This is a genomic window from Streptomyces sp. NBC_01351 (assembly GCF_036237315.1).
Taxonomy (GTDB): Bacteria; Actinomycetota; Actinomycetes; order Streptomycetales; family Streptomycetaceae; genus Streptomyces.
This window is the reverse complement of record NZ_CP108356.1, coordinates 2,870,335-2,890,285: the sequence shown is the minus strand read 5'-3', so window position 1 is coordinate 2,890,285 and position 19,951 is coordinate 2,870,335. Positions and strand designations below refer to the sequence as shown.

Genomic DNA, 19,951 nt, shown 5'->3' with positions numbered 1-19,951 from the left:
CCACGGGTACGGAGGGCCATCAAGGGGGCGCGCTCCGTGCATCGGGAGCGCTTCAGGGGCGCGGGCGCAGCAGGCCCAGCATCTCCTCGTGCAGCAGTCCGTTCGACGCCGCCGCGTTCCCGCCGTGTACGCCGTCCACCCCGTCCAGACTGGTGAAGCGGCCGCCCGCTTCCTCGACCACCACCGCGATGGCGGCCATGTCCCACAGGTTCAGCTCCGGCTCGGCGCACAGGTCCAGCGAGCCCTCCGCGACCATCATGTACGGCCAGAAGTCGCCGTAGCCGCGCGTACGCCAGCACGCGCGGGTCAGGTCCAGGAACCCGGCGAGCCGGCCCTGCTCCTCCCAGCCGCTCAGCGAGGAGTACGCGAACGAGGCGTCGGCGAGCCCGGCCACCTTCGAGACGCCGATCGCAGCGGTCTCGCCGAGCGCGCCGCCCGCGTAGGCGCCGCCGCCCTTCGAGGCCCACCAGCGGCGGCCCAGCGCCGGCGCGGACACCACGCCGACCACCGGGCGGAACACCCCGTCGGCGCCCTCTTCCATCAGGGAGATCAGGGTCGCCCAGACGGGCACCCCGCGCACGTAGTTCTTCGTACCGTCGATGGGGTCCACCACCCAGCGGCGCGGCCCGCTGCCCTTGAGCCCGTACTCCTCGCCCAGGATCGCGTCCTTCGGCCGCGCGGCCTCGATGCCGGCCCGGACGACCTCCTCGGCGGCCTTGTCCGCCTCGCTCACCGGGGTCATGTCCGGCTTCGTCTCGACCACCAGGTCGAGGGCGCGGAACCGCTCCATGGTGGTGGCGTCCGCCGCGTCGGCGAGTTCGAGGGCAAGGCGCAGGTCATCGTCATACTCGGGCATACCCGAACAGTATCGAGACTCCCGCGGCCCGACCAACGACGTCCACAGTGCGGCCGGGAGGCGCCCTTGACAGGATCTGTCGACCCGTCAACTCTGGCCGTGAAGCCAAACGGGGGAGGCGACGATGCCGGCAGCCCGGGAGTCCCTGCTGGAGGCGGCGGGAGCGGCGCTCGCGGCGCGCCCCTGGCCGGACGTGCGGATGGTGGACGTCGCGGCCGCGGCCGGGGTGTCCCGGCAGACCCTCTACAACGAGTTCGGCGGCAAGGGCGGCCTGGGCCGTGCCCTGGTCCGGCGCGAGGGCGAGCGCTACCTCGACGGGGTGGAGCGGGCCCTCGGCACTCCGGGGCGGACCGGCGAGCGGCTCGCCGCGGTCGCGGAGTGGACCTTGCGGGCGGCCCGCGCGTACCCCCTCGTACGGGCGCTGCTGACCGGCTTCTGGGAACCGGACCTGCCCGCGCCGGGGCGGGCGCCCGGGCCCGGTGACATGACCCGGGCGGTACGCGACCGGGCGGCGACCGTGCTGATGCCCGCGGAGGACGCCCAGCGGTGCGAGCTCGCGGTACGGCTCGCGCTCTCCTACGTGGTGGCCCCGGGGGAGGAGCCGGGGGCGGTGGAGCTGCTCAGGATGCTCAGTGCGCCGAGCCGGAAAGCTGCAGCCCGATGACCCCGAGGATGACCAGGGAGATCGAGACGAGCTTGAGGGTGGAGACCAGGTCGCCGAGGAAGACCATGCCGTAGATGGCCGTCCCGGCCGCGCCGATGCCCGTCCACACCGCGTACGCCGGCCCGACGTCCAGCTTCTTGAGCGCGAGGGTGAGCAGGCCGAAGCTGCCGAGCGCGAAGCAGGCGAAGGCGATCGTCGGCCACAGCCGGGTGAACCCGTGGGACAGCTTGAGGCAGACCGCGAAACCGGTCTCCAGGATTCCGGCAACCACGACAAGCAGCCACGCCATGGCGAATGCCTCCCCGCGTCACGTGACTTCGTGTCACTTGGTGCGATTATGCATTTATCCAGACACGATCTTCGGCAAACACGGCAGCACGGCACTACCGCAAAACATCGGGCTCGGCAGGGGCGGAGTAGGGGTCAGTCGCCCTCGCGGCGCTCCCGCGTCTCCAGCAGCCGCCGCAGCGAATACAGCCGCGCCGGATCGGCGTGGCCGTCCTCCACCCACTTGTCGAGCGCACAGTCCTGCTCGTCGTGGCTGCACGCGCGCGGACACTCCTCCGTACCCGGAACCAGGTCCGGGAAGGCCAGGATCACCCGGGACGGGTCCACGTGGTGCAGGCCGAAGGAGCGCACGCCCGGCGTGTCGATGACCCAGCCCTCCATCCCCGGCAGCGGCAGGGCCAGCGCCGAGGTGGTGGTGTGACGGCCGCGCCCGGTGACCGCGTTGACCACCCCTGTCGCCCGCTTGCGGTCCGGCGCCACCAGGGAGTTGACCAGGGTGGTCTTGCCGACGCCCGAGTGCCCCACGAACGCGGTGATCCGGCCCTCCAGGCGCTCGCGCACCTTGGCGGCCGCGTCGCCCGTCGCGAGCTCCTCGCGGTTGGTCACGACGTAGTTCACGCCGAGCGTCGAGTAGATCTCCAGGATCTTGTCCGCCGAGGTCAGGTCGGACTTCGTGAGCACCAGCAGCGGCTCCAGCCCGGCGTCGTACGCCGCCACCAGGCAGCGGTCGATCATCCGGGGCCGCGGCTCCGGGTCGGCCAGGGCCGTGACGATGGCCAGCTGGTCGGCATTGGCGACGACCACCCGCTCGTACGGGTCGTCGTCGTCCGCGGTGCGCCGCAGGACGGACTTGCGCTCCTCGATCCGCACGATGCGGGCGAGGGTGTCCTTCTTGCCGGTCAGGTCACCGACGATCCAGACCCGGTCGCCGACCACCGCAGCCTTGCGGCCCAGTTCCCGGGACTTCATCGCGTGCACCGTGCGGTCCTCGACCAGGCAGGTCAGCCGCCCGCGGTCGACGGTGAGGACGAAGCCCTCGGAGGCGTCCTCGTGCTTGGGCCGGATGCTCGTCCGCGGCCGGTTGCCCTTCGGGTTGGGCCGCTGGCGGATGTCGTCCTCGTCGGTGTGCTTGCCGTACCTGCGCATGACGGGCCCTACGCTCCCGCTCCCGAGCCTGAGCCCGCGAGCATGTCGGCCCACATCTTCGGGAAGTCCGGCAGGGTCTTCGCGGTCGTCGCCACGTTCTCGATCTGCACGCCCTCCACCGCCAGGCCGATCACCGCGCCCGCGGTGGCCATCCGGTGGTCGTCGTAGGTGTGGAACACGCCTCCGTGCAGCGGGCGCGGGCGGATGTGCAGGCCGTCCGCGGTCTCGGTGACGTCGCCGCCGAGCGCGTTGATCTCCTTGGTCAGCGCGGCCAGCCGGTCCGTCTCGTGCAGCCGCAGGTGCGCGACCCCGCGCAGCACCGACTCCGAGTCGGCCAGCGCCGCGACCGCCGCGATGCCCGGGGTGAGCTCGCCGACCTCGCTCAGGTCCACGTCGATGCCGTGGATCTTGCCGGTGCCGGTGAAGACCAGGCCCGCGTCGGTCAGCTCGCAGGAGCCGCCCATCTCCGTGAAGATGCGGCGCAGCGCGTCACCGGGCTGCGTGGTGCGGCGCGGCCAGTCAGGGACGGTGACCGTGCCACCGGTGATCAGGGCGGCGGCCATGAAGGGCTGCGCGTTGGACAGGTCCGGCTCCACGATCATGTCGCGGCCCAGCAGCGCACCCGGGGCGACCCGCCACACGTCCTTCTCGCCGCCGGCCTCGGGGGTGTCGACCTGGGCGCCCGCCGCGCGCAGCATCTCCACGGTCATCCGGATGTGCGGCATCGACGGCAGGTTGCCGCCCACGTGCCGGACCTCGACGCCCTGGTTGAACCGGGGGGCGGACAGCAGCAGGGCCGAGACGAACTGCGAGGAGTTGGAGGCGTCGATCTCGACCGTGCCGCCCTCCAGGGCCCCGCCGCCCTGGACGGTCATGGGGAGCGCGCCCCGGCCGTCGTCGTCGATCCGGGCGCCGAGCGCGCGCAGGGCGGTGATGACCTGGCCGAGCGGACGCTCGTAGGAGCGCGGGTCGCCGTCGAAGCGGATGTCGCCGTCGGCGAGGGTCGCCACCGGAGGCAGGAAGCGCATGACCGTACCCGCGTTGCCGACGTCCACGGTCGTCGGGCCGTGCAGGGCCGCCGGGATGATCCGCCAGGCCTCGCCGCTGTCGCCGTTGCCCGCGGAGCTGGAGGAGACCGTCTCCTCGATGCCCACGCCCATCGCGCGCAGCGCGTCCGACATCAGCTGGGAGTCGCGCGAACGCAACGGGCGGCGCACCCAGCCCGGCTCGGCGGCCAGCGCGGCCAGCACCAGGGCACGGTTGGTGACCGATTTCGACCCCGGCACCGTGACGGTGGCGTGGACGGCCGCTTCGGCGAGCGGAGCGGGCCAGAGGGCGGGGAGCGCGGGGGTCTCGGTCATGGCCCCCACTTTAGTGGCTCGCCACGCCCCCGGATCTTGATCACTGCTCCTTGGGCGAACAGTCTCAGAGGTCGAGAAGCCAACGCCCGCCGCCGATGAGCGAACACAGCGCGACGACGTGGAAGAAGAGCAGCCACACCACGGGGTGCAGGTGCGTGAGCCGCCCCAGCTGGTCCGCGTCCGAATCGGGCGCACCACCGTTGCGGCGCTTGGCCCCCAGCTCGAACACCGGCCGGACCCCGCCCAGCAGCAGGAACCACACCACCCCGTACGCGAAGACGGCCTGCACCTCGGCCGGGGCCAGCCACGACACCAGCACGAACGTTCCGCCGGTCAGCAGCACCGTCAGCGCCCCGTACACGTTCCGGATCATCACCAGCATCGCCACCAGCAGGGCGGTCGCCACCCACAGCAGCAGCGTGATCCGGTGCGCGGACAGCAGCAGCGCCCCGCCGAGCCCGAGCAGCGAGGGGGCCGTGTACCCGCCCGCGGCGGTCAGGATCATCCCGAGGCCGGTCGGCTTGCCCCGGCTGACGGTGACCCCGCTGGTGTCGGAGTGCAGCCGTATCCCGTCGAGACGGCGCCCGGTCAGCAGCGCCAGCAGCCCGTGCCCGCCCTCGTGCGCGATGGTCACGGCGTTGCGGGACAGCCGCCACAGCGGGCGGGGCCCCACGGCGGCCAGTGCCACCAGGCCGGTCGCGATGACCAGCCACTGCTCGGGGGCCGTCTGTATACCCGTGAGCCGGTCCCACAGGCCGGCCGTCGTGCTGCTGTCCATGAAGGGGCGGACTCCTTGTAGTCGTGGTCTGGGGGCACCACCCAGCGGTAGCCGGGAAGAGCCATGGCAGTGTGGCAGGCATGTGCGGAAGGTATGCAGCCGGTCGTGGGCCCGAGGAGTTGGCGGAGGCCTTCGGTATCGAGCGTTGGGAGCCGACGGAGACCCTGGCCCCCGACTGGAACGTGGCGCCGACGAAAGAGGTCCACGTCGTCCTCGACCGTCCTCTGAAAGACGCGCCCGAGCGCGGTCCGGTTCGCCAGTTGCGCGTCCTGAAGTGGGGGCTGGTCCCCTCCTGGGCCCAGAACCCCGACGGCGCCGCCCGGATGATCAACGCCCGCTCGGAGACCCTCGCCGAGAAGCCCTCCTTCCGCCGCCCCTTCGCCCAGCGCCGCTGCATCGTCCCCGCCGACGGCTACTACGAGTGGGTCACCGCCCACGACGAGCGGCAGCTGGAGGTGGAGGGCAAGAAGAAGCGGGCTCGCAAGCAGCCCTACTTCGTCCTCCCCGCGGACGGCTCCGTCTTCGCCATGGCCGGCATATACGAGTTCTGGCGCGACCCGACCCTGCCCGACCGGCACCCCCTCGCCTGGTGGGCCACCTGCTCCGTGATCACCGCCGAAGCCGAGACCGCGCCGCTGGCCGTGGCGCCCGCCGAGGGGCCGCGCTCGCTCTCCGAGATCCACCCGCGGATGCCGCTCATGCTCACCCCGGACCGCTGGGACGCCTGGCTGGACCCCGCGAACACCGACACCGAGGGCTCGCTGCGCGATCTCCTGGCGCCCCCGCCGGCCGGGCTGATGCGGGCCTACCCGGTCTCCACCGCCGCGAGCAACGTACGGAACAACGGGCCGGAACTGCTGACGGAGCTGGCCGCGCCGGAGGAGAGCACCCTCTTCTGACCCCGGCCGCGACCCGGGCAGGATGGGAGCCATGAGCACCCGCACCCAGAGCGTCGACACCCCGGCCGGCGAGGCCCGCATCACCTGGCACACCGCCCCGAAGGCCAAGCTGGTGCTGGCCGTCAGCCACGGCGCGGGCGGCGGCATCGAGGCCCGCGACCTGCGCGCGCTGGCCGAGACCCTGCCGGCGCACGGCATCACCGTGGCGCTGGTGGAACAGCCCTGGCGGGTCGCGGGGAAGAAGGTCGCCGCCGCGCCCAAGGTGCTCGACGAGGGCTGGCGCGGGCTGTGGCCGGTCCTCGCGAAGCCCGGCCTGCCTGTGGTCGCGGGCGGCCGCAGCGCCGGGGCCCGGGTGGCCTGCCGCACCGCGGCCGAACTGGGCGCCGTCGGCGTGCTCGCGCTGGCGTTCCCGCTGCACCCGCCGGGCAAGCCGGAGAAGTCCCGCGCCGAGGAGCTCACCGGAGCCGGGCGGCCCACCCTCGTGGTCCAAGGGGGCCGGGATCCCTTCGGACGCCCCGAGGAGTTCCCCGAGGGTGAACACGCGCTGGTGGAGGTCCCGTACGCGGACCACGGATTCGCGGTGCCGAAGAAGGCCGACCTCACCCAGGACGAAGCCCTCGCGGTGATCACCGGGGCGGTCGCGGAATGGCTTCCGGCGCTGCTCGCCTGAATCCCGTCCGGAACCCGGGAATGTGTTGCCTGGACCTTCTGTTGTCCCGGATGTCGGTACGTACGGGAAATCGTCGGAGGAGAGGGAGCGCATGACCCAGGTCATCAGCCAGAGCCGGACGCATGCCGTTGACCTGGACTGGACGGTTCTGCCGGGGCCCAAGCGCAGTGCGCTTCGGGCGGCGGAGGGCCGGGAAGGTCGACTATTCTCCGATTCGAGCGGATCCGCTTTCGGAGCCGCCACGCAGTCGGAGGAGGTGGGTCCTGTCGCTGGGACCGACGAAGGCCACGCGGAGGAGACGACCCCGGAGCGCAACGCGCGCTTCGAGCGGGACGCCCTCGGCTACCTCGACCAGATGTACTCGGCCGCGCTGCGCATGACGCGCAACCCGGCCGACGCCGAGGACCTGGTCCAGGAGACGTACGCGAAGGCATACGCGTCCTTCCACCAGTTCCGCGAGGGCACCAACCTGAAGGCCTGGCTCTACCGCATTCTGACCAACACGTTCATCAACTCCTACCGCAAGAAGCAGCGCGAGCCCCAGCGCAGCGCCGCGGAGGAGATCGAGGACTGGCAGCTCGCGCGCGCCGAGTCGCACATGTCGACCGGGCTGCGCTCCGCCGAATCGCAGGCACTCGATCACCTGCCCGATTCGGATGTGAAGGAAGCGCTCCAGGCCATTCCGGAGGAGTTCCGCATCGCGGTCTACCTTGCCGACGTAGAGGGCTTTGCGTACAAGGAGATCGCCGACATCATGGGTACTCCCATCGGTACGGTCATGTCGCGACTGCACCGTGGCCGCCGTCAACTCCGCGGAATGCTGGAGGACTATGCCCGTGAGCGCGGGCTGGTGCCCGCCGGCGCGGGAGAGTCGAACGATCGGAAAGGCTCGGGCTCATGAGTTGCGGAGAGCCGCACGAGACGGACTGCTCTGAGGTCCTGGACCACCTTTATGAGTTCCTCGACCACGAGATGCCCGACAGTGACTGCACGAAGTTCGAGACACACTTCGGCGAGTGCAACCCCTGTCTGGAGAAGTACGGCCTGGAACAGGCCGTGAAGAAGCTGGTCAAGCGCTGCTGCGGTTCGGACGACGTGCCGACCGACCTGCGCTCGAAGGTGATGGGCCGGATCGAGTTGATCAGGTCGGGTCAGGCCGTGCCCGACCACGACATCACGGCAGAGAATCCCGTCACGGGCTGACCCGGCGGTCAGTCGTTTGAACACCCGCCCCCGGAAGGGCACTTCGTTCACCCGAACGTGCTAATCCGGGGGCGTCCGCTTGGCGCAATCCGAAAATGTGGCCCACCTCGCTCGAGGCCCCACTTATTCTCCCCATTCGGTACTGGTTTGATTCGGTACCTTGCTTGCACGGCACAGGGGGAGGAGAGCGCCATGCGGGTACTTCCGCCGACGGCGCGCGTATACATCCTGTGCGCCGTCCTCGGGGCCGTCGCGTGCGTCGTCCCCGCCTTCACGGAATCCGGCACGCCCTGGCTCGCCGTGGGCACGCTCGCCGTGCTCTACCTCGGCTGCGAACTCGTCAAGGTCTGCCCCCTGCTGGGCAGCCGGGTCCCCGAGGGCATCGGTGCCTTCTTCCCGGTGCTGCTCGCCGCCGTCTTCCTGCTCCCGCCCGCCGCCGCCGCACTCGTGGCGCTGCCCGGCGGGCTCGCGGGGACCGTGATCCAGCGGCCCGCCGCGGTGCGGCGCGTCTGGCACGGCGCCCAGCACGCGATGGCCGCCTGGTCCGCCGGACAGACGTACGGGCTGCTGGGCGGCCCCGCCGCGCTGGGCGGGCCGGCGGGGACGGCCTCGGCCGCGGGCTCCGGGCCACCCCACTGGGTCGCCGACTTCCCGTACGTGCTGCTTCCCGCGGCGGCCGCGGCCGCCGCCTTCTGCCTGGTGCTCACCGCCCTCGACGGGGGCATCCTGGCCGCCGCCGAACGCCGGCCGGCCGCCACCGCCTGGCGCGGACTCCTCACCCGGTCCCTCGCCCCGCACTGCCTCCACGGCCTCGCCGGACTGATGATGGCCGTCATGTGGCGCAGCCCCTACGGACTCCCGGCCGCGCTGCTCGTCCTGCTGCCGATGTACATCTCCTGCTGGGTCTTCGCCCAGTACCACCGCGAGCGCGCCGCCCACCGGGCCACCATCCGCGCCCTCGTCCAGGCCGTCGACATCAAGGACCGCTACACCCGCGGCCACAGCGAGCGGGTCGGCCAGGCCTCGGCGATGATCGCCCGCGAGCTGGGCATGACCGAGGACCGCCTCGAAGTCGTCCGCATCGCGGGGATCCTGCACGACGTCGGCAAACTCGGCGTCCCCACCCGGCTGCTGCGCAAGGACGGTCCGCTCACCCCGGAGGAGCGCCGGATCATCGAACTGCACCCCGAGTACGGGCACGAGATGGTGCGCGGCATCGGCTTCCTCGGCGAGGCCCGGGCGGCGATCCTGCACCACCACGAACGGGTCGACGGCTCCGGCTACCCGTACGGGCTGACCGGCGAGCAGATCCCGGTGCTGGCCCGGGTGGTGGCGGTGGCCGACGCCTTCGACGCGATGACCTCCACCCGCTCCTACAGCCGGGCCCGGCCGGTACCGACCGCTCTCGCCGAGCTGGAGCGGTGCGCGGGGGCCCAGTTCGACCCGGCGATGGTCACCGCGCTGGCCGAGGCCATCGACCGGCACGGCTGGCACCCCGTGGTCACCTCCGACGAGGACCTCCAGGTGATCCCCGCCCGTGCTCCCGCCGCAGGGGCGAACCAGGATCCCGGTGGCGCGGCGGGGGCCCTGGCCGGCCTCCCGGCGCAGGGGACCGTGTCGCCGTCCGGCGGGACCGGAGCGCAGGCTCGGGACGCGGCCCCCGCCGGTTTGCCCGTCGGCCGGGCCGAGGCCTCGGCGCCGGGCGCCGTGCCGCCGGCCGGCAGGGTCGGGGCGCAGACCCGGAGCCAGGCTCCCGGCGGCTCGGCCGAGGCCCCGTCCCAGGGGTCCCAGCGCGGGCGGGGCACCGCCGTCGCCGCAGCGGACCCGGCCGGTGGCGGAGTGCCGGGCGCCGAGGCGCACGGGCTGCTGCCTGGCAGCACCAGGTCCGCCGCGCAAGCCGCAGGGCGGGCGGGGCACACCGCCGAGGCCTCCGGGGCCGAGGGCCCGCCGGCCGGCGGGCACGGCGCGCGGGCCAAGGGGGCCCGGTGAAGCCGTGGGCCGTGTGGGGCGTACGGGGGGCCGCCGGGGTGCTGACCGCCGTGGCACTGGGCCACACCCTGTGGAACGGGCTCGTCGAGCCCCGCATGGCCCTCGCCTTCGGCGTCCTCATCACTGTCGGGGAGCTCGCCCGCAGGGACCGGCAGGGCTCCGCGGAACCCACCGACCGGCAGCCCGCGCCCCTGGCCTCCGCCGGGGCCCTCGCGTACGCCCTGCTCGGCCAGAACGCCGGGCAACCCACGCACCACGGGGTGCTCCAGATCGTCGCCGTCGTCGTCGCGGCCGCACTCGCCGGGATCGTCCCGCACGTCGCCCGCGGCCGGGGCCCCGCCCTCGACCACCTGTCCCGCCGGGTCCTCACCGTCACCTTCGCCGCCGTCTGTTTCCAGCCGCTCTACAACTCCGGCCGACTGGAGGAGTGGGTCGGCCAGGGCCCGTACCTCGTCCTCTTCCTGCTCTGCCTCCTCGGCCTCACCGCCCTGTGCGACGCCGTGCTCTCGGCGGCGCTCGCCGGGGCCCGGACCGGCTGGCCGTACGGGCCCCTGCTGCGGGACGAGCTCCGGGCCCAGCTCGGCATCGGCTCGGCGATCTGCGCCACCGGCGTGGTGATGGCCCTCGGCGCGGCCGTCGCCGGCCCGTGGGCCATCCCCGTCCTCAGCGTGCCCCTGCTGCTGACGCAGATGTCCTTCCACCGGATCACCGCGATCCGCACCACCTACCGCCAGACCATCACCTCCCTGGCCCGTGCCACCGAGATCGCCGGCTACACCCGGCCCGGCCACGCCCGCCGGGTCGCCGCCCTGAGCTGCGCCGTCGGCCGGGAGCTGGGTCTGTCGGAGCGGGAGCTCACGGTGCTGGAGTACGCCGCCCTGATGCACGACATCGGGCAGCTCTCCCTCGTCGACCCGGTCCCGGCCGGGGCCACCGCCGAGCTGCCCGCCGGCGAGGCCCGCCGCATCGCCGAGCTCGGCGGGGAGGTGGCCCGGCAGACCGGGGTGCCCGCCGAGGTCGCCGTGGTGGTCGAGCGGCAGGCCGACCCGTACCGGGAGCAGCCCGTCGCCGCACGCATCGTGCGCGCGGTGAACGCGTACGACGACCTCGTCGGCGGGAGCCGTCACCCGGGCGGCTCACTGGCCGCCCTGGAGCACCTGCGCCTGGGGACCGGGCGGGACTACCAGCCCGAGGTCGTGGAGTGCCTGGCGAGGGTTCTGGCCAGGGGCGGGCGTGACAGAGTTGTTCCTGTCCCACCGGGGTAACCCATGGGTAATGAGCGGCCGTCCGAGTGGGCATGGTTGGATGCCAGTAAGAGTGACCGTGAGAGTGTCCGCAAGGCTGCACCGTAGTCCCCCAGCTACCGCTGGGAGGTGCCCCCAGGCAGGCGGGAATCGTGAGGATCTTCGGGAAGGTACGGCATAGGCCCTCCGCCTCGTGGCGGCAGGCCACCGACCGCGCGTTCACGCTGATCGGCGACGGTCGGTACGAGGACGCGGGTGCGCTCCTGACCAGGGCGGCGGACCTGGAACCCTGGCTGTCCGAGTCCTGGTTCAATCTGGCCCTGTTGCACAAGTTCCGGCACGACTGGGAGCAGGCGCGGTCCGCCGGGCTGCGCGCCGTGGCCCTGCTGGACCGCGAGTCGGGCGCCCCGGACTGGTGGAACGTCGGCATCGCCGCCACCGCGCTCCAGGACTGGCCGCTGGCCCGCCGGGCCTGGCAGGCGTACGGGCTGAAGGTGCCCGGGGACCCCCACGGCGGCACGGTCGGCAACGGGAGCGGGAACGGCGAGCCCGTCGGCATGGAGCTCGGCAGCGCCGCCGTCCGCCTCTCGCCCGAGGGCGAGGCCGAGGTGGTCTGGGGCCGCAGGCTGGACCCGGCCCGGCTGGAGGTCCTCTCCATCCCCCTGCCCTCCTCCGGGCGGCGCTGGGGCGAGGTCGTCCTGCACGACGGGGTGCCGCACGGCGAGCGGATCACCGCTGCCGGGCCCTCGTACCCCGTCTTCGACGAGATCGAGCTGTGGGCGCCGTCCCCGGTGCCGACCTGGGTGGTGCTGCTGGAAGCCGCCGGGGAGGCCGACCGAGACGCGCTGGAGCAGCTCGCCGCGGACGCCGGCTTCGCCGCGGAGGACTGGTCCTCGTCGGTGCGGCTGCTGTGCCGGACCTGCTCGGAGAGCGAGATGCCGAGCGACGAGGGCGACGGCGAGCACCTGGACCCGCACGACCACAGCGAGCCGGGGCACCCCGGCCCGCTGGGGCACCGTACCGCCGGTTCCGGCTCGCTGTGGGTGCCCGAGCGCGAATGCGGCATCGCCGCCCCGGCCGGTCTGGTGCGCGGCCTGCTCGACGGCTGGGTCGCGGACAGCCCGGACACCCGGGAGTGGCGGGATCTCGAAGAAGTCTGCTGAGCAGGGGCCGTAGGCTGTACGGGCACATCGGTGGCCATCGGCGACCATCGGTGACTTGGACTTACGGAAGGCGTACGGCGGACATGTCGCAGCAGGAGAACGAGGTAGTCGAGGTCGTGAACGACGGGTACGTCGTGGACACGGAGGACTGTGCGGAGCGCGAGCTCGCCCACCGTGAGCGCGGAACCGCCCGCCCGATCACCGTCGTCGGCAACCCGGTCCTGCACCGCGAGTGCAAGGACGTCACCGAGTTCGGCGACGAACTGGCGCAGCTGATCGACGACATGTTCGCCAGCCAGCGGGCCGCCGAGGGCGTGGGCCTGGCCGCCAACCAGATCGGCGTGGACGCCAAGGTGTTCGTCTACGACTGCCCGGACGACGACGGCAACCGCCACACCGGTGTCGTGATCAACCCGAAGCTCGTGGAGCTGCCGGCGGGCACCCGGGTCCTGGACGACTCCAACGAGGGCTGCCTGTCCGTTCCGACCGCCTACGCCTCGCTGGCCCGCCCGGACTACGCCGAGGTCGAGGGCCAGGACGCCCAGGGCAACCCGATCAAGGTGCGCGGCACCGGCTACTTCGCGCGCTGCCTCCAGCACGAGACCGACCACCTGTACGGCTACCTGTACATCGACCGGCTCTCGAAGCGGGACCGCAAGGACGCCCTGCGGCAGATGGCGGAGGGCACCGCGCGCTACGAGACCGTCCCGAACGACTGACCCCTCGCGCGCGGCCACGCGTACGCACGCACATGCCGCAGGGCCCCGCTCCGACATCACGGAGCGGGGCCCTGCGGCACGTGAGCTGTGCGCGTGTGCGGTCCGACTACTTCTTCGGCGCGGCCGGACCCCAGCCGGTGTCTGCGGCGGCGACCGGAGTGATCGTGCGAGCGGCTCGGGACATGGCGGCCCCCCCTGGGCTGTGTGAGAGGTGCGGGGCCGGAACGCTGTGCGGGGCGGCCGGGCCGGGCGCAATCACCGTACGCCGCGGCCCGGCTACGCACGGGCTGGTTTGAGACAAGTGCGTGCCGAATCCGGTCAGGCGGCGGCCCGCGGGCCGCGGAAAGCGCGCCGGAAGGAATTCGGGGTGGTGCCGAGCGTCCGCAGGAAGTGGTGGCGCAGGGCGGCCGCGTTGCCGAAGCCGCAGCGGCCCGCGATCGCGTCGACGGTCTCGTCGGTGGTCTCCAGCAGCTCCTGGGCGAGCAGCACGCGCTGGCGCAGCACCCACTGGTAGGGCGTCGTGCCGGTCTCCTGGAGGAAGCGGCGGGCGAACGTGCGCGGTGACATGTGCGCGCGCTCGGCGAGCTGCTCGACGGTGATCTCGTCCTCCAGGTGGCGGGCCATCCACCCGATCACCTCGCCCACGGTGTCGCAGGCCGTGCGCGGGAGCGGCCGCTGGATGAACTGGGCCTGCCCGCCGTCGCGGTGGGGCGGTACGACCATCCGCCGCGCGATGGTGTTGGCCACCTCGGCGCCCTGTTCCTGCCGTACGACGTGCAGGCACGCGTCGATCCCGGAGGCGGTGCCGGCCGCGGTGATCACCTGGCCCTCGTCCACGTACAGCACGTCGGGGTCGACCAGGGCGCGCGGGTAGCGGCGCATCAGGGTGGGCGCGTGCAGCCAGTGCGTGGTGCAGCGCCGCCCGTCGAGCAGCCCGGCCGCACCGAGCATGAAGGCGCCGCTGCACACGCTCAGCAACCGCGCACCCCGGTCCACGGCCCGGTTCAGGGCGGCCGTCAGGACCTCGGGGTAGTCGCGGGTGGGCGCCTCCCGGTCGGCGGGCAGACAGATCAGGTCCGCCTCCTCCAGCCGCTCCGGCCCGTAGGGGAGCGTGAGCCCGAAGTGGCCGTCGCCGGAGACCAGCGGATTGTCCTCCAGGGCGCAGACGGCGAAGTCGTAGGTCGGCAGGCCCATGGCACTGCGGTCGATCCCGAAGACCTCGCAGAAGATCCCCAGCTCGAAGGGGGCGACCCCGTTGACCACGGCGACGGCGACGTTGTTCAGAGTCATGACTCCAGTGTGGCAGTAATTCGCACTTCCATGACAGTCCTGCCACTGTTTGATCTTCGGCGCCGGGACGAGAGTGGAGTCCATGAACACCTTCCTGAACTACCTCACCGTCCTCGCCGTCGCCGCCCTACTGGCCGGCCCGGCCCTCTACGGCGCCTTCCGCGACCGCCGGACCGACCGGCAGCTCCGCGCGGCCCAGCAGCGCCACGAGGTCGTCCGGTATGGGCATCGGCGTCAGCAGGCCCGCCCGCGTGCGCCCCGTATTGCCCTGCGGCACGCGCCCGGCAAGTGATCCCGGGCCCGCCACCAGGATCCTCACCACCTGCCCGGCCATTTCCTTGCGGTCCCGGCAGCGCACGGCCAGGCGGAACATGTGCCAGTGCGCGCGGGTGTGCGGCCAGGCCCAGTTCTGGGACAGGATGTGGGCCCGTTCCAGGGCGGTCCACATGGCGCCGGTATCGGGGGAGGCGGCGTACGCGCGGGCCAGTTCCGCTTCGAAGGCGGTCCGTACGCGGGACGGCATCGGGGTGCGTGTCATGAGCCGATCCTGCGCCCGCCACCCGGGCCGGAGCTTGAACGAACCTGCTACATCCACCGGATCCGGCGGGTGAACTCCGAGGGCGCGATCCCGAACATCCGCCGGCACACGCGGCTGAGGTGGGCACTGTCGGCGAAACCCGCGCCGTGCGCCGCGTCCGTCAAGGTGTGGCCCCGCGCGGCGAGATCGGCGGCTCGCTGGAGCCGCAGCCACAGCACGTAGGGCCGGAACGACAGGCCCAGTTCGGCCTGGAAGAGGTGCGCGAGCCGGCTCTCCGACAGCCCGGCCACTTCGGCCGCCTCCGCCAGCCGCACCGGGCCACGGCCGGGCAGCCAGGCCAGCACGCGGGCCAGCCCCGGATGGCGGGCCACCGGAGGCAGCGTCCCCGCCGACAGTACGGAGTCCAGCGCGCACGCCGCCTCGTACGGATCGGCGGGCAGCCCGGGCGGCAGGAGATCCTCAAAAGCCGGAGCCGGAGCCGGAGCCGGAGCCGGAGCCGGAGCCGGAGCCGTGGCCGGAGCCGTGGCCTGCGCCGCGAGCAGGCGACCCGCCGCCGAGGCCGGGTCGTAGTGCAGCACCAGTCCGCGCTCCGCCCCGCGCAGCACGGAGTGCCGTACCCCGGCCGGGACGACGTGAGCCCGGCAGCCGAAGGGCTTGCCCGACGGGCCGGCGAGCAACAGCTCGCCCCCGCCCAGCGCGGCGATGACCTGCACGGAGTGGTGCGCGTGCGCGGTGGCGGGCCCGACCGCGCCGCCGTACACCAGCCCCCCGGGCCGTAGCCGCGCGCTCCCCGCCCAGGTGGATTCCCCCATGGGCGGGGACGCTATCAAGCGATCCGGATCAGAAGTCCTCGTCCAGGTCGACGGTGCCCTCGACCGCGACCTGATAGGCCGACGGGCGGCGCTCGAAGAAGTTCGTCAGCTCCTGGACACCCTGCAGTTCCATGAAGGAGAACGGGTTCTGCGAGCCGTACACCGGCGGGAAGCCGAGGCGGACCAGGCGCTGGTCCGCGACGCACTCCAGGTACTCGCGCATCGACTCGGTGTTCATGCCCGGCAGGCCGTCACCGCACAGGTCGCGGCCGAACTGCAGCTCCGCCTCCACCGCCTCCTTCAGCATGTCGACGACCTGCTGCTGGAGGGCGTCGTCGAAGAGCTCGGGCTCCTCCTTGCGGACCGTGTCCACGACCTCGAACGCGAAGTTCATGTGCATCGTTTCGTCACGGAAGACCCAGTTCGTCCCGGTCGCCAGGCCGTGCAGCAGGCCCCGCGAGCGGAACCAGTACACGTACGCGAAGGCGCCGTAGAAGAAGAGGCCCTCGATGCACGCGGCGAAGCAGATCAGGTTCAGCACGAAGCGGCGGCGGTCGGCCTGGGTCTCCAGGCGGTCGATCTTCTCGACCGAGTCCATCCACTTGAAGCAGAACTGCGCCTTCTCGCGGATCGAGGGGATCTCCTCGACCGCGTCGAAGGCCGCCGCGCGGTCGTCCGGGTCGGGCAGGTAGGTGTCGAGCAGCGTCAGGTAGAACTGGACGTGCACGGCCTCCTCGAACAGCTGGCGCGACAGGTACAGGCGCGCTTCCGGGGAGTTGATGTGCTTGTAGAGGGTGAGCACCAGGTTGTTCGAGACGATCGAGTCGCCCGTCGCGAAGAACGCGACCAGACGGCCGATCATGTGCTGCTCGGCCGGCGTCAGCTTCGCGAGGTCGGCGACGTCCGAGTGGAGGTCGACCTCCTCCACGGTCCAGGTGTTCTTGATCGCGTCCCGGTAGCGCTCGTAGAAGTCCGGGTAGCGCATGGGGCGGAGCGTGAGCTCGAAGCCCGGGTCCAGGAGGTTCTTGTCGGACTTGGTGGTGCTCATTACTGGCAGGCCTCGCAGGACTCGGGGTTCTCAAGGGAGCAGGCCAGTGCGTCGGCGTCGACGGCCTGCGGGAGCGCCACCGGGGTGGCGGCCTGGGCTGCGCGGGCGATCTTCGTCGCCGGGCGCGAGCGCAGGTAGTACGTGGTCTTCAGGCCCTGCTTCCAGGCGTACGCGTACATCGAGCTGAGCTTGCCGATGGTGGGCGTCTCCAGGAACAGGTTCAGGGACTGCGACTGGTCGAGGAACGGGGTGCGCGCCGCGGCCATGTCGATCAGGCCGCGCTGCGGGATCTCCCACGCCGTGCGGTACAGGTCGCGGACCTCGGCCGGGATCCAGCCGAAGCCCTGGACCGAGCCGGAGGCGTCGCGCAGGGCCTCGCGGGTCTGGGCGTCCCACACGCCGAGCTTCTTGAGCTCGTCCACCAGGTAGGCGTTGACCTGGAGGAACTCGCCGCTGAGCGTCTCGCGCTTGAAGAGGTTGGAGACCTGCGGCTCGATGCACTCGTACACGCCGGCGATCGAGGCGATCGTGGCCGTCGGGGCGATGGCGAGGAGCAGCGAGTTGCGCATGCCGGTCTTCGCGACGCGGGCGCGCAGCGCCTCCCAGCGCTCCGGCCAGTTCAGCTCGACCTCGTAGTGGTCCGGGTGCAGGACGCCGCGCGCGGTGCGGGTCTGCTCCCAGGCCGGCAGCGGGCCGCTGCGCTCGGCGAGGTCGCAGGAGGCCTCGTAGGCGGCGAGCATGATGCGCTCGGAGAGCTTGGTGGACAGGGCCTTCGCCTCGGGGGAGTCGAAGGGCAGCTTCAGCTTGAAGAAGACGTCCTGGAGGCCCATCGCGCCCAGGCCGACCGGGCGCCAGCGGGCGTTGGAGCGGCCCGCCTGCTCGGTCGGGTAGAAGTTGATGTCCACCACGCGGTCGAGGAAGGTGACGGCGGTGCGGACGGTCTCGTCGATCCGCTCCCAGTCGATGCCGCCGTCCACGACGAACGCGCCGAGGTTGACGGAGCCGAGGTTGCAGACGGCCGTCTCGCCGTCGTTGGTGACCTCGATGATCTCGGTGCAGAGGTTCGAGGAGTGGACGACGGTGCCCGGCTCGGCGGTCTGGTTCGCCGTGCGGTTGGAGGCGTCCTTGAAGGTCATCCAGCCCTGGCCGGTCTGCGCGAGGGTGCGCATCATCCGGCCGTACAGGTCGCGGGCGGGCATGGTCTTGCGGGCCAGGCCGGCCGCCTCGGCCTTGCGGTAGGCGGCGTCGAACTCGTCGCCCCACAGGTCGACGAGCTCGGGGACGTCGGCCGGGGAGAACAGCGACCAGTCGGCGTCGGCGTTCACGCGGCGCATGAACTCGTCCGGCACCCAGTGGGCGAGGTTCAGGTTGTGCGTACGGCGCTGGTCCTCACCGGTGTTGTCGCGGAGTTCCAGGAACTCCTCGATGTCCGCGTGCCAGGTCTCCAGGTAGACGGCGGCGGCACCCTTGCGGCGGCCGCCCTGGTTCACGGCGGCGACGGAGGCGTCCAGCGTCTTCAGGAACGGGACGATGCCGTTGGAGTGGCCGTTGGTGCCGCGGATCAGCGAACCGCGGGCGCGGATGCGGGAGTACGAGAGGCCGATGCCGCCCGCGTGCTTGGAGAGCCGCGCGACCTGGTGGTAGCGGTCGTAGATCGAGTCGAGCTCGTCCAGCGGGGAGTCCAGCAGGTAGCAGGAGGACATCTGCGGGTGCCGGGTGCCGGAGTTGAAGAGGGTGGGGGAGGAGGGCAGGTAGTCGAGGCGGCTCATCAGCCGGTACAGCGAGGCCACTTCCTCGACGGCCTGGACGCTCTCGTCCGCGGCGAGGCCGCAGGCCACGCGCAGCATGAAGTACTGCGGGGTCTCGATGACCTGGCGGGTGATCGGGTGGCGCAGCAGGTAGCGGCTGTGCAGGGTGCGCAGGCCGAAGAAGCCGAAGCGGTCGTCCGCGCCCTCCGCGAGGGTGTGCTCGACGAGCGAGTCCAGGCGGGCCGCGTGGGTCGTCACGAACTCGGCCGTGCGGTCGGCGATCAGCCCCTCGCGGTGGCCGACCGCGACGGAGGAGGAGAAGGAGGTGGAGCCCTGGCCGGCGGCCTCGTCGCGGACGGCCAGCGTCAGCAGCCGGGCGGCGAGCCGGGAGTACGCGGGGTCCTCGGAGATCAGGCCCGCGGCGGCCTCGGTGGCCAGGCCGCGCAGTTCGGCGTCGTCGGCGGCGGCGCTACGGCCGCGCAGCGCGGCGGCTGCGACCCGGCCGGGGTCGGTGTCGGGGAGGTCCGCCGTCAGTTCGGTGAGGGTACGCAGCAGCGTGGCCCCCGGGCCCTCGGTGTTGTCGCCAGAAACGGACTCGGCGCGCGGTGCGGAAGGCGCGATGGTCACGGCGGGAGCTCTCCCTCGCTCGGCCCGGTCGACGGCGGGCGGGCACGGGGAGGCGCATGCGGGCGTGCCAGGAACGCGTACACCGCATGGCGTCCACCGGCCCAACCGCGAGGCCCGGACGAATCGGCACCCGGTTCGGTCGACCCGGGCGCGCTGTCGGCAGGTCCTCGGACTTTTCATACCGTTGCGGGACAGTTCCGGATTCACACCGGATTCCCCTGCGGCGACAGCAGGCATGAGCATACATGTGGGGGGCCGCTGCTGCGCGACCCCCCACATGTTGTGTCGGTGTGTGGCACGACACCCCGCTACAGCTCCAGGCGGTAGGTGAGCAGGGTCAGGCCCGGGACCGGCGCCCAGTCCCGCTCGGGCGTGCGGACGAAGCCGAGCCGGTCGTAGATCCGCTGGGCGCCGGTCATCCCGCGCTGGGTCGAGAGCACCAGGTGCGTGACGCCCTCCAACTCCCGGGCGCGGGCCATGCAGGCGCGCACCAGGGCCTCGCCGGCGCCGCGTCCGCGTGCCTCGCTGGAGACGGCCAGCATCCGGAACTCCGCCTCGCCGGGCCCGGCGACGTCGGCCAGCGGGCTGCCGGGCGGGGCGAAGGCCACGCCGCCGAGCAAACCGCTCTCGTCGACGGCCACGAGCACCTCGGCGTCGGCGGCCCGCCCGGCGACGTCCCGCAGGACGGCCACGTAGAACGCCTCGCCGGAGCCGAGGAGCCCGTCGCCCAGGTACGCCTGCGCGGTGATCTCGCCGAGCTGTTCGTATTCGGCGGGCAGCGCCGCCCTGATCACGATGTCCATGGCACCCAGTGTGTGCGACGGGTGCGGGAAGGCCCCGCCGCGGGGTGCGGCGGGGCCTTCCTCCGGAGCCGGTGGGAGCCGGTCGGAGCCGGTGAGGGCCGGTGA

19 protein-coding genes, 1 pseudogene and 1 riboswitch are annotated in these 19,951 nt (G+C 72.4%); of the genes and pseudogenes, 9 read left to right on the top strand and 11 right to left on the bottom strand.

What is annotated here, in order from left to right:
* Positions 1 to 52: 52 nt before the first annotated feature.
* Positions 53 to 856, bottom strand: coding sequence for a histidinol-phosphatase (hisN, locus tag OG625_RS12810; RefSeq protein WP_329379444.1), 804 nt, complete (start codon positions 854 to 856; stop codon positions 53 to 55).
* Between the two features lie 124 nt (positions 857 to 980).
* Between hisN and OG625_RS12805 the strand changes: the two genes are divergently transcribed.
* Positions 981 to 1,520 (top strand): TetR/AcrR family transcriptional regulator, encoded by a 540-nt coding sequence (locus tag OG625_RS12805; RefSeq protein ID WP_329379442.1) that lies wholly within the window; start codon positions 981 to 983, stop codon positions 1,518 to 1,520.
* Here OG625_RS12805 and OG625_RS12800 read toward each other — a convergent pair.
* The 4 genes from OG625_RS12800 to OG625_RS12785 form a co-directional block, all read right to left on the bottom strand.
* A complete protein-coding gene (locus OG625_RS12800; protein WP_030225858.1) occupies positions 1,486 to 1,809 on the bottom strand; it encodes a DMT family transporter in 324 nt (107 codons plus the stop codon). The two genes, OG625_RS12805 and OG625_RS12800, sit on opposite strands and share 35 nt — an antisense overlap.
* Positions 1,810 to 1,943: 134 nt before the next feature.
* On the bottom strand, positions 1,944 to 2,954 hold the full coding sequence (gene rsgA / locus OG625_RS12795) for a ribosome small subunit-dependent GTPase A (RefSeq protein ID WP_329379437.1): 1,011 nt from the start codon (positions 2,952 to 2,954) through the stop codon (positions 1,944 to 1,946).
* Positions 2,955 to 2,962: 8 nt separating this feature from the next.
* Entirely contained in the window at positions 2,963 to 4,315 is a 1,353-nt protein-coding gene (gene aroA / locus OG625_RS12790; RefSeq protein ID WP_329379435.1) for a 3-phosphoshikimate 1-carboxyvinyltransferase, read from the bottom strand.
* 64 nt (positions 4,316 to 4,379) lie between these two features.
* Complete coding sequence (locus OG625_RS12785) at positions 4,380 to 5,093, bottom strand: M50 family metallopeptidase (RefSeq protein WP_329379433.1); 714 nt, start codon at positions 5,091 to 5,093, stop codon at positions 4,380 to 4,382.
* An 80-nt stretch (positions 5,094 to 5,173) separates the two neighbouring features.
* Between OG625_RS12785 and OG625_RS12780 the strand changes: the two genes are divergently transcribed.
* From OG625_RS12780 to def, 8 genes and pseudogenes are all read left to right on the top strand, one after another.
* Positions 5,174 to 5,992: an SOS response-associated peptidase gene (locus tag OG625_RS12780; protein ID WP_329379431.1), complete on the top strand. Its 819-nt coding sequence runs from the start codon at positions 5,174 to 5,176 to the stop codon at positions 5,990 to 5,992.
* Between the two features lie 31 nt (positions 5,993 to 6,023).
* Positions 6,024 to 6,662 (top strand): alpha/beta hydrolase family protein, encoded by a 639-nt coding sequence (locus tag OG625_RS12775; RefSeq protein ID WP_329379429.1) that lies wholly within the window; start codon positions 6,024 to 6,026, stop codon positions 6,660 to 6,662.
* Between the two features lie 256 nt (positions 6,663 to 6,918).
* Positions 6,919 to 7,563 carry a sigma-70 family RNA polymerase sigma factor gene (locus OG625_RS12770; RefSeq protein WP_030709911.1) on the top strand — a complete coding sequence of 215 codons (645 nt, stop codon included), beginning with the start codon at positions 6,919 to 6,921 and terminating at the stop codon, positions 7,561 to 7,563.
* Positions 7,560 to 7,865: a mycothiol system anti-sigma-R factor gene (gene rsrA / locus OG625_RS12765; RefSeq protein ID WP_329379427.1), complete on the top strand. Its 306-nt coding sequence runs from the start codon at positions 7,560 to 7,562 to the stop codon at positions 7,863 to 7,865. Before OG625_RS12770 ends, rsrA begins: the two co-directional genes overlap by 4 nt.
* A 192-nt stretch (positions 7,866 to 8,057) precedes the next feature.
* Positions 8,058 to 9,476, top strand: a pseudogene (locus OG625_RS12760) (HD-GYP domain-containing protein); the annotation flags it as partial.
* A gap of 374 nt (positions 9,477 to 9,850) precedes the next feature.
* Entirely contained in the window at positions 9,851 to 11,119 is a 1,269-nt protein-coding gene (locus tag OG625_RS12755; RefSeq protein ID WP_329379425.1) for an HD-GYP domain-containing protein, read from the top strand.
* 131 nt (positions 11,120 to 11,250) lie between these two features.
* On the top strand, positions 11,251 to 12,261 hold the full coding sequence (locus OG625_RS12750) for a tetratricopeptide repeat protein (RefSeq protein WP_329379423.1): 1,011 nt from the start codon (positions 11,251 to 11,253) through the stop codon (positions 12,259 to 12,261).
* Positions 12,262 to 12,344: 83 nt separating this feature from the next.
* On the top strand, positions 12,345 to 12,980 hold the full coding sequence (gene def, locus OG625_RS12745) for a peptide deformylase (protein ID WP_329379421.1): 636 nt from the start codon (positions 12,345 to 12,347) through the stop codon (positions 12,978 to 12,980).
* 318 nt (positions 12,981 to 13,298) lie between these two features.
* Here the strand turns inward: def and OG625_RS12740 are convergent, their stop codons facing one another.
* The 6 genes from OG625_RS12740 to OG625_RS12715 form a co-directional block, all read right to left on the bottom strand.
* Positions 13,299 to 14,270, bottom strand: a complete 972-nt coding sequence (locus OG625_RS12740; protein WP_329379419.1) for a helix-turn-helix domain-containing protein — start codon at positions 14,268 to 14,270, stop codon at positions 13,299 to 13,301.
* Positions 14,271 to 14,397: 127 nt separating this feature from the next.
* A complete protein-coding gene (locus tag OG625_RS12735; protein WP_329379417.1) occupies positions 14,398 to 14,808 on the bottom strand; it encodes a DUF3703 domain-containing protein in 411 nt (136 codons plus the stop codon).
* A 47-nt stretch (positions 14,809 to 14,855) separates the two neighbouring features.
* Positions 14,856 to 15,620, bottom strand: a complete 765-nt coding sequence (locus OG625_RS12730; RefSeq protein WP_329379415.1) for a helix-turn-helix transcriptional regulator — start codon at positions 15,618 to 15,620, stop codon at positions 14,856 to 14,858.
* 28 nt (positions 15,621 to 15,648) lie between these two features.
* Positions 15,649 to 16,668: a ribonucleotide-diphosphate reductase subunit beta gene (locus OG625_RS12725; RefSeq protein ID WP_329379413.1), complete on the bottom strand. Its 1,020-nt coding sequence runs from the start codon at positions 16,666 to 16,668 to the stop codon at positions 15,649 to 15,651.
* Positions 16,668 to 19,043: a ribonucleoside-diphosphate reductase subunit alpha gene (locus OG625_RS12720; RefSeq protein ID WP_329379411.1), complete on the bottom strand. Its 2,376-nt coding sequence runs from the start codon at positions 19,041 to 19,043 to the stop codon at positions 16,668 to 16,670. Before OG625_RS12720 ends, OG625_RS12725 begins: the two co-directional genes overlap by 1 nt.
* A 153-nt stretch (positions 19,044 to 19,196) precedes the next feature.
* A riboswitch (adenosylcobalamin-variant (AdoCbl-variant) riboswitch) is annotated at positions 19,197 to 19,273 on the bottom strand.
* A 78-nt stretch (positions 19,274 to 19,351) separates the two neighbouring features.
* Positions 19,352 to 19,846 carry a GNAT family N-acetyltransferase gene (locus OG625_RS12715; protein ID WP_329379408.1) on the bottom strand — a complete coding sequence of 165 codons (495 nt, stop codon included), beginning with the start codon at positions 19,844 to 19,846 and terminating at the stop codon, positions 19,352 to 19,354.
* Between the last annotated feature and the right edge of the window lie 105 nt (positions 19,847 to 19,951).

Bases quoted from the DNA above. Each gene is read 5' to 3' on its own strand.
- OG625_RS12785 (WP_329379433.1), bottom strand. From the start codon at position 5,093: ATGGACAGCAGCACGACGGCCGGCCTGTGGGACCGGCTCACGGGTATA.
- OG625_RS12735 (WP_329379417.1), bottom strand. From the start codon at position 14,808: ATGACACGCACCCCGATGCCGTCCCGCGTACGGACCGCCTTCGAAGCG.
- rsrA (WP_329379427.1), top strand. From the start codon at position 7,560: ATGAGTTGCGGAGAGCCGCACGAGACGGACTGCTCTGAGGTCCTGGAC.
- aroA (WP_329379435.1), bottom strand. From the start codon at position 4,315: ATGACCGAGACCCCCGCGCTCCCCGCCCTCTGGCCCGCTCCGCTCGCC.
- hisN (WP_329379444.1), bottom strand. From the start codon at position 856: ATGCCCGAGTATGACGATGACCTGCGCCTTGCCCTCGAACTCGCCGAC.
- OG625_RS12800 (WP_030225858.1), bottom strand. From the start codon at position 1,809: ATGGCGTGGCTGCTTGTCGTGGTTGCCGGAATCCTGGAGACCGGTTTC.
- OG625_RS12740 (WP_329379419.1), bottom strand. From the start codon at position 14,270: ATGACTCTGAACAACGTCGCCGTCGCCGTGGTCAACGGGGTCGCCCCC.
- OG625_RS12715 (WP_329379408.1), bottom strand. From the start codon at position 19,846: ATGGACATCGTGATCAGGGCGGCGCTGCCCGCCGAATACGAACAGCTC.
- def (WP_329379421.1), top strand. From the start codon at position 12,345: ATGTCGCAGCAGGAGAACGAGGTAGTCGAGGTCGTGAACGACGGGTAC.
- OG625_RS12775 (WP_329379429.1), top strand. From the start codon at position 6,024: ATGAGCACCCGCACCCAGAGCGTCGACACCCCGGCCGGCGAGGCCCGC.
- rsgA (WP_329379437.1), bottom strand. From the start codon at position 2,954: ATGCGCAGGTACGGCAAGCACACCGACGAGGACGACATCCGCCAGCGG.
- OG625_RS12725 (WP_329379413.1), bottom strand. From the start codon at position 16,668: ATGAGCACCACCAAGTCCGACAAGAACCTCCTGGACCCGGGCTTCGAG.
- OG625_RS12805 (WP_329379442.1), top strand. From the start codon at position 981: ATGCCGGCAGCCCGGGAGTCCCTGCTGGAGGCGGCGGGAGCGGCGCTC.
- OG625_RS12780 (WP_329379431.1), top strand. From the start codon at position 5,174: ATGTGCGGAAGGTATGCAGCCGGTCGTGGGCCCGAGGAGTTGGCGGAG.
- OG625_RS12730 (WP_329379415.1), bottom strand. From the start codon at position 15,620: ATGGGGGAATCCACCTGGGCGGGGAGCGCGCGGCTACGGCCCGGGGGG.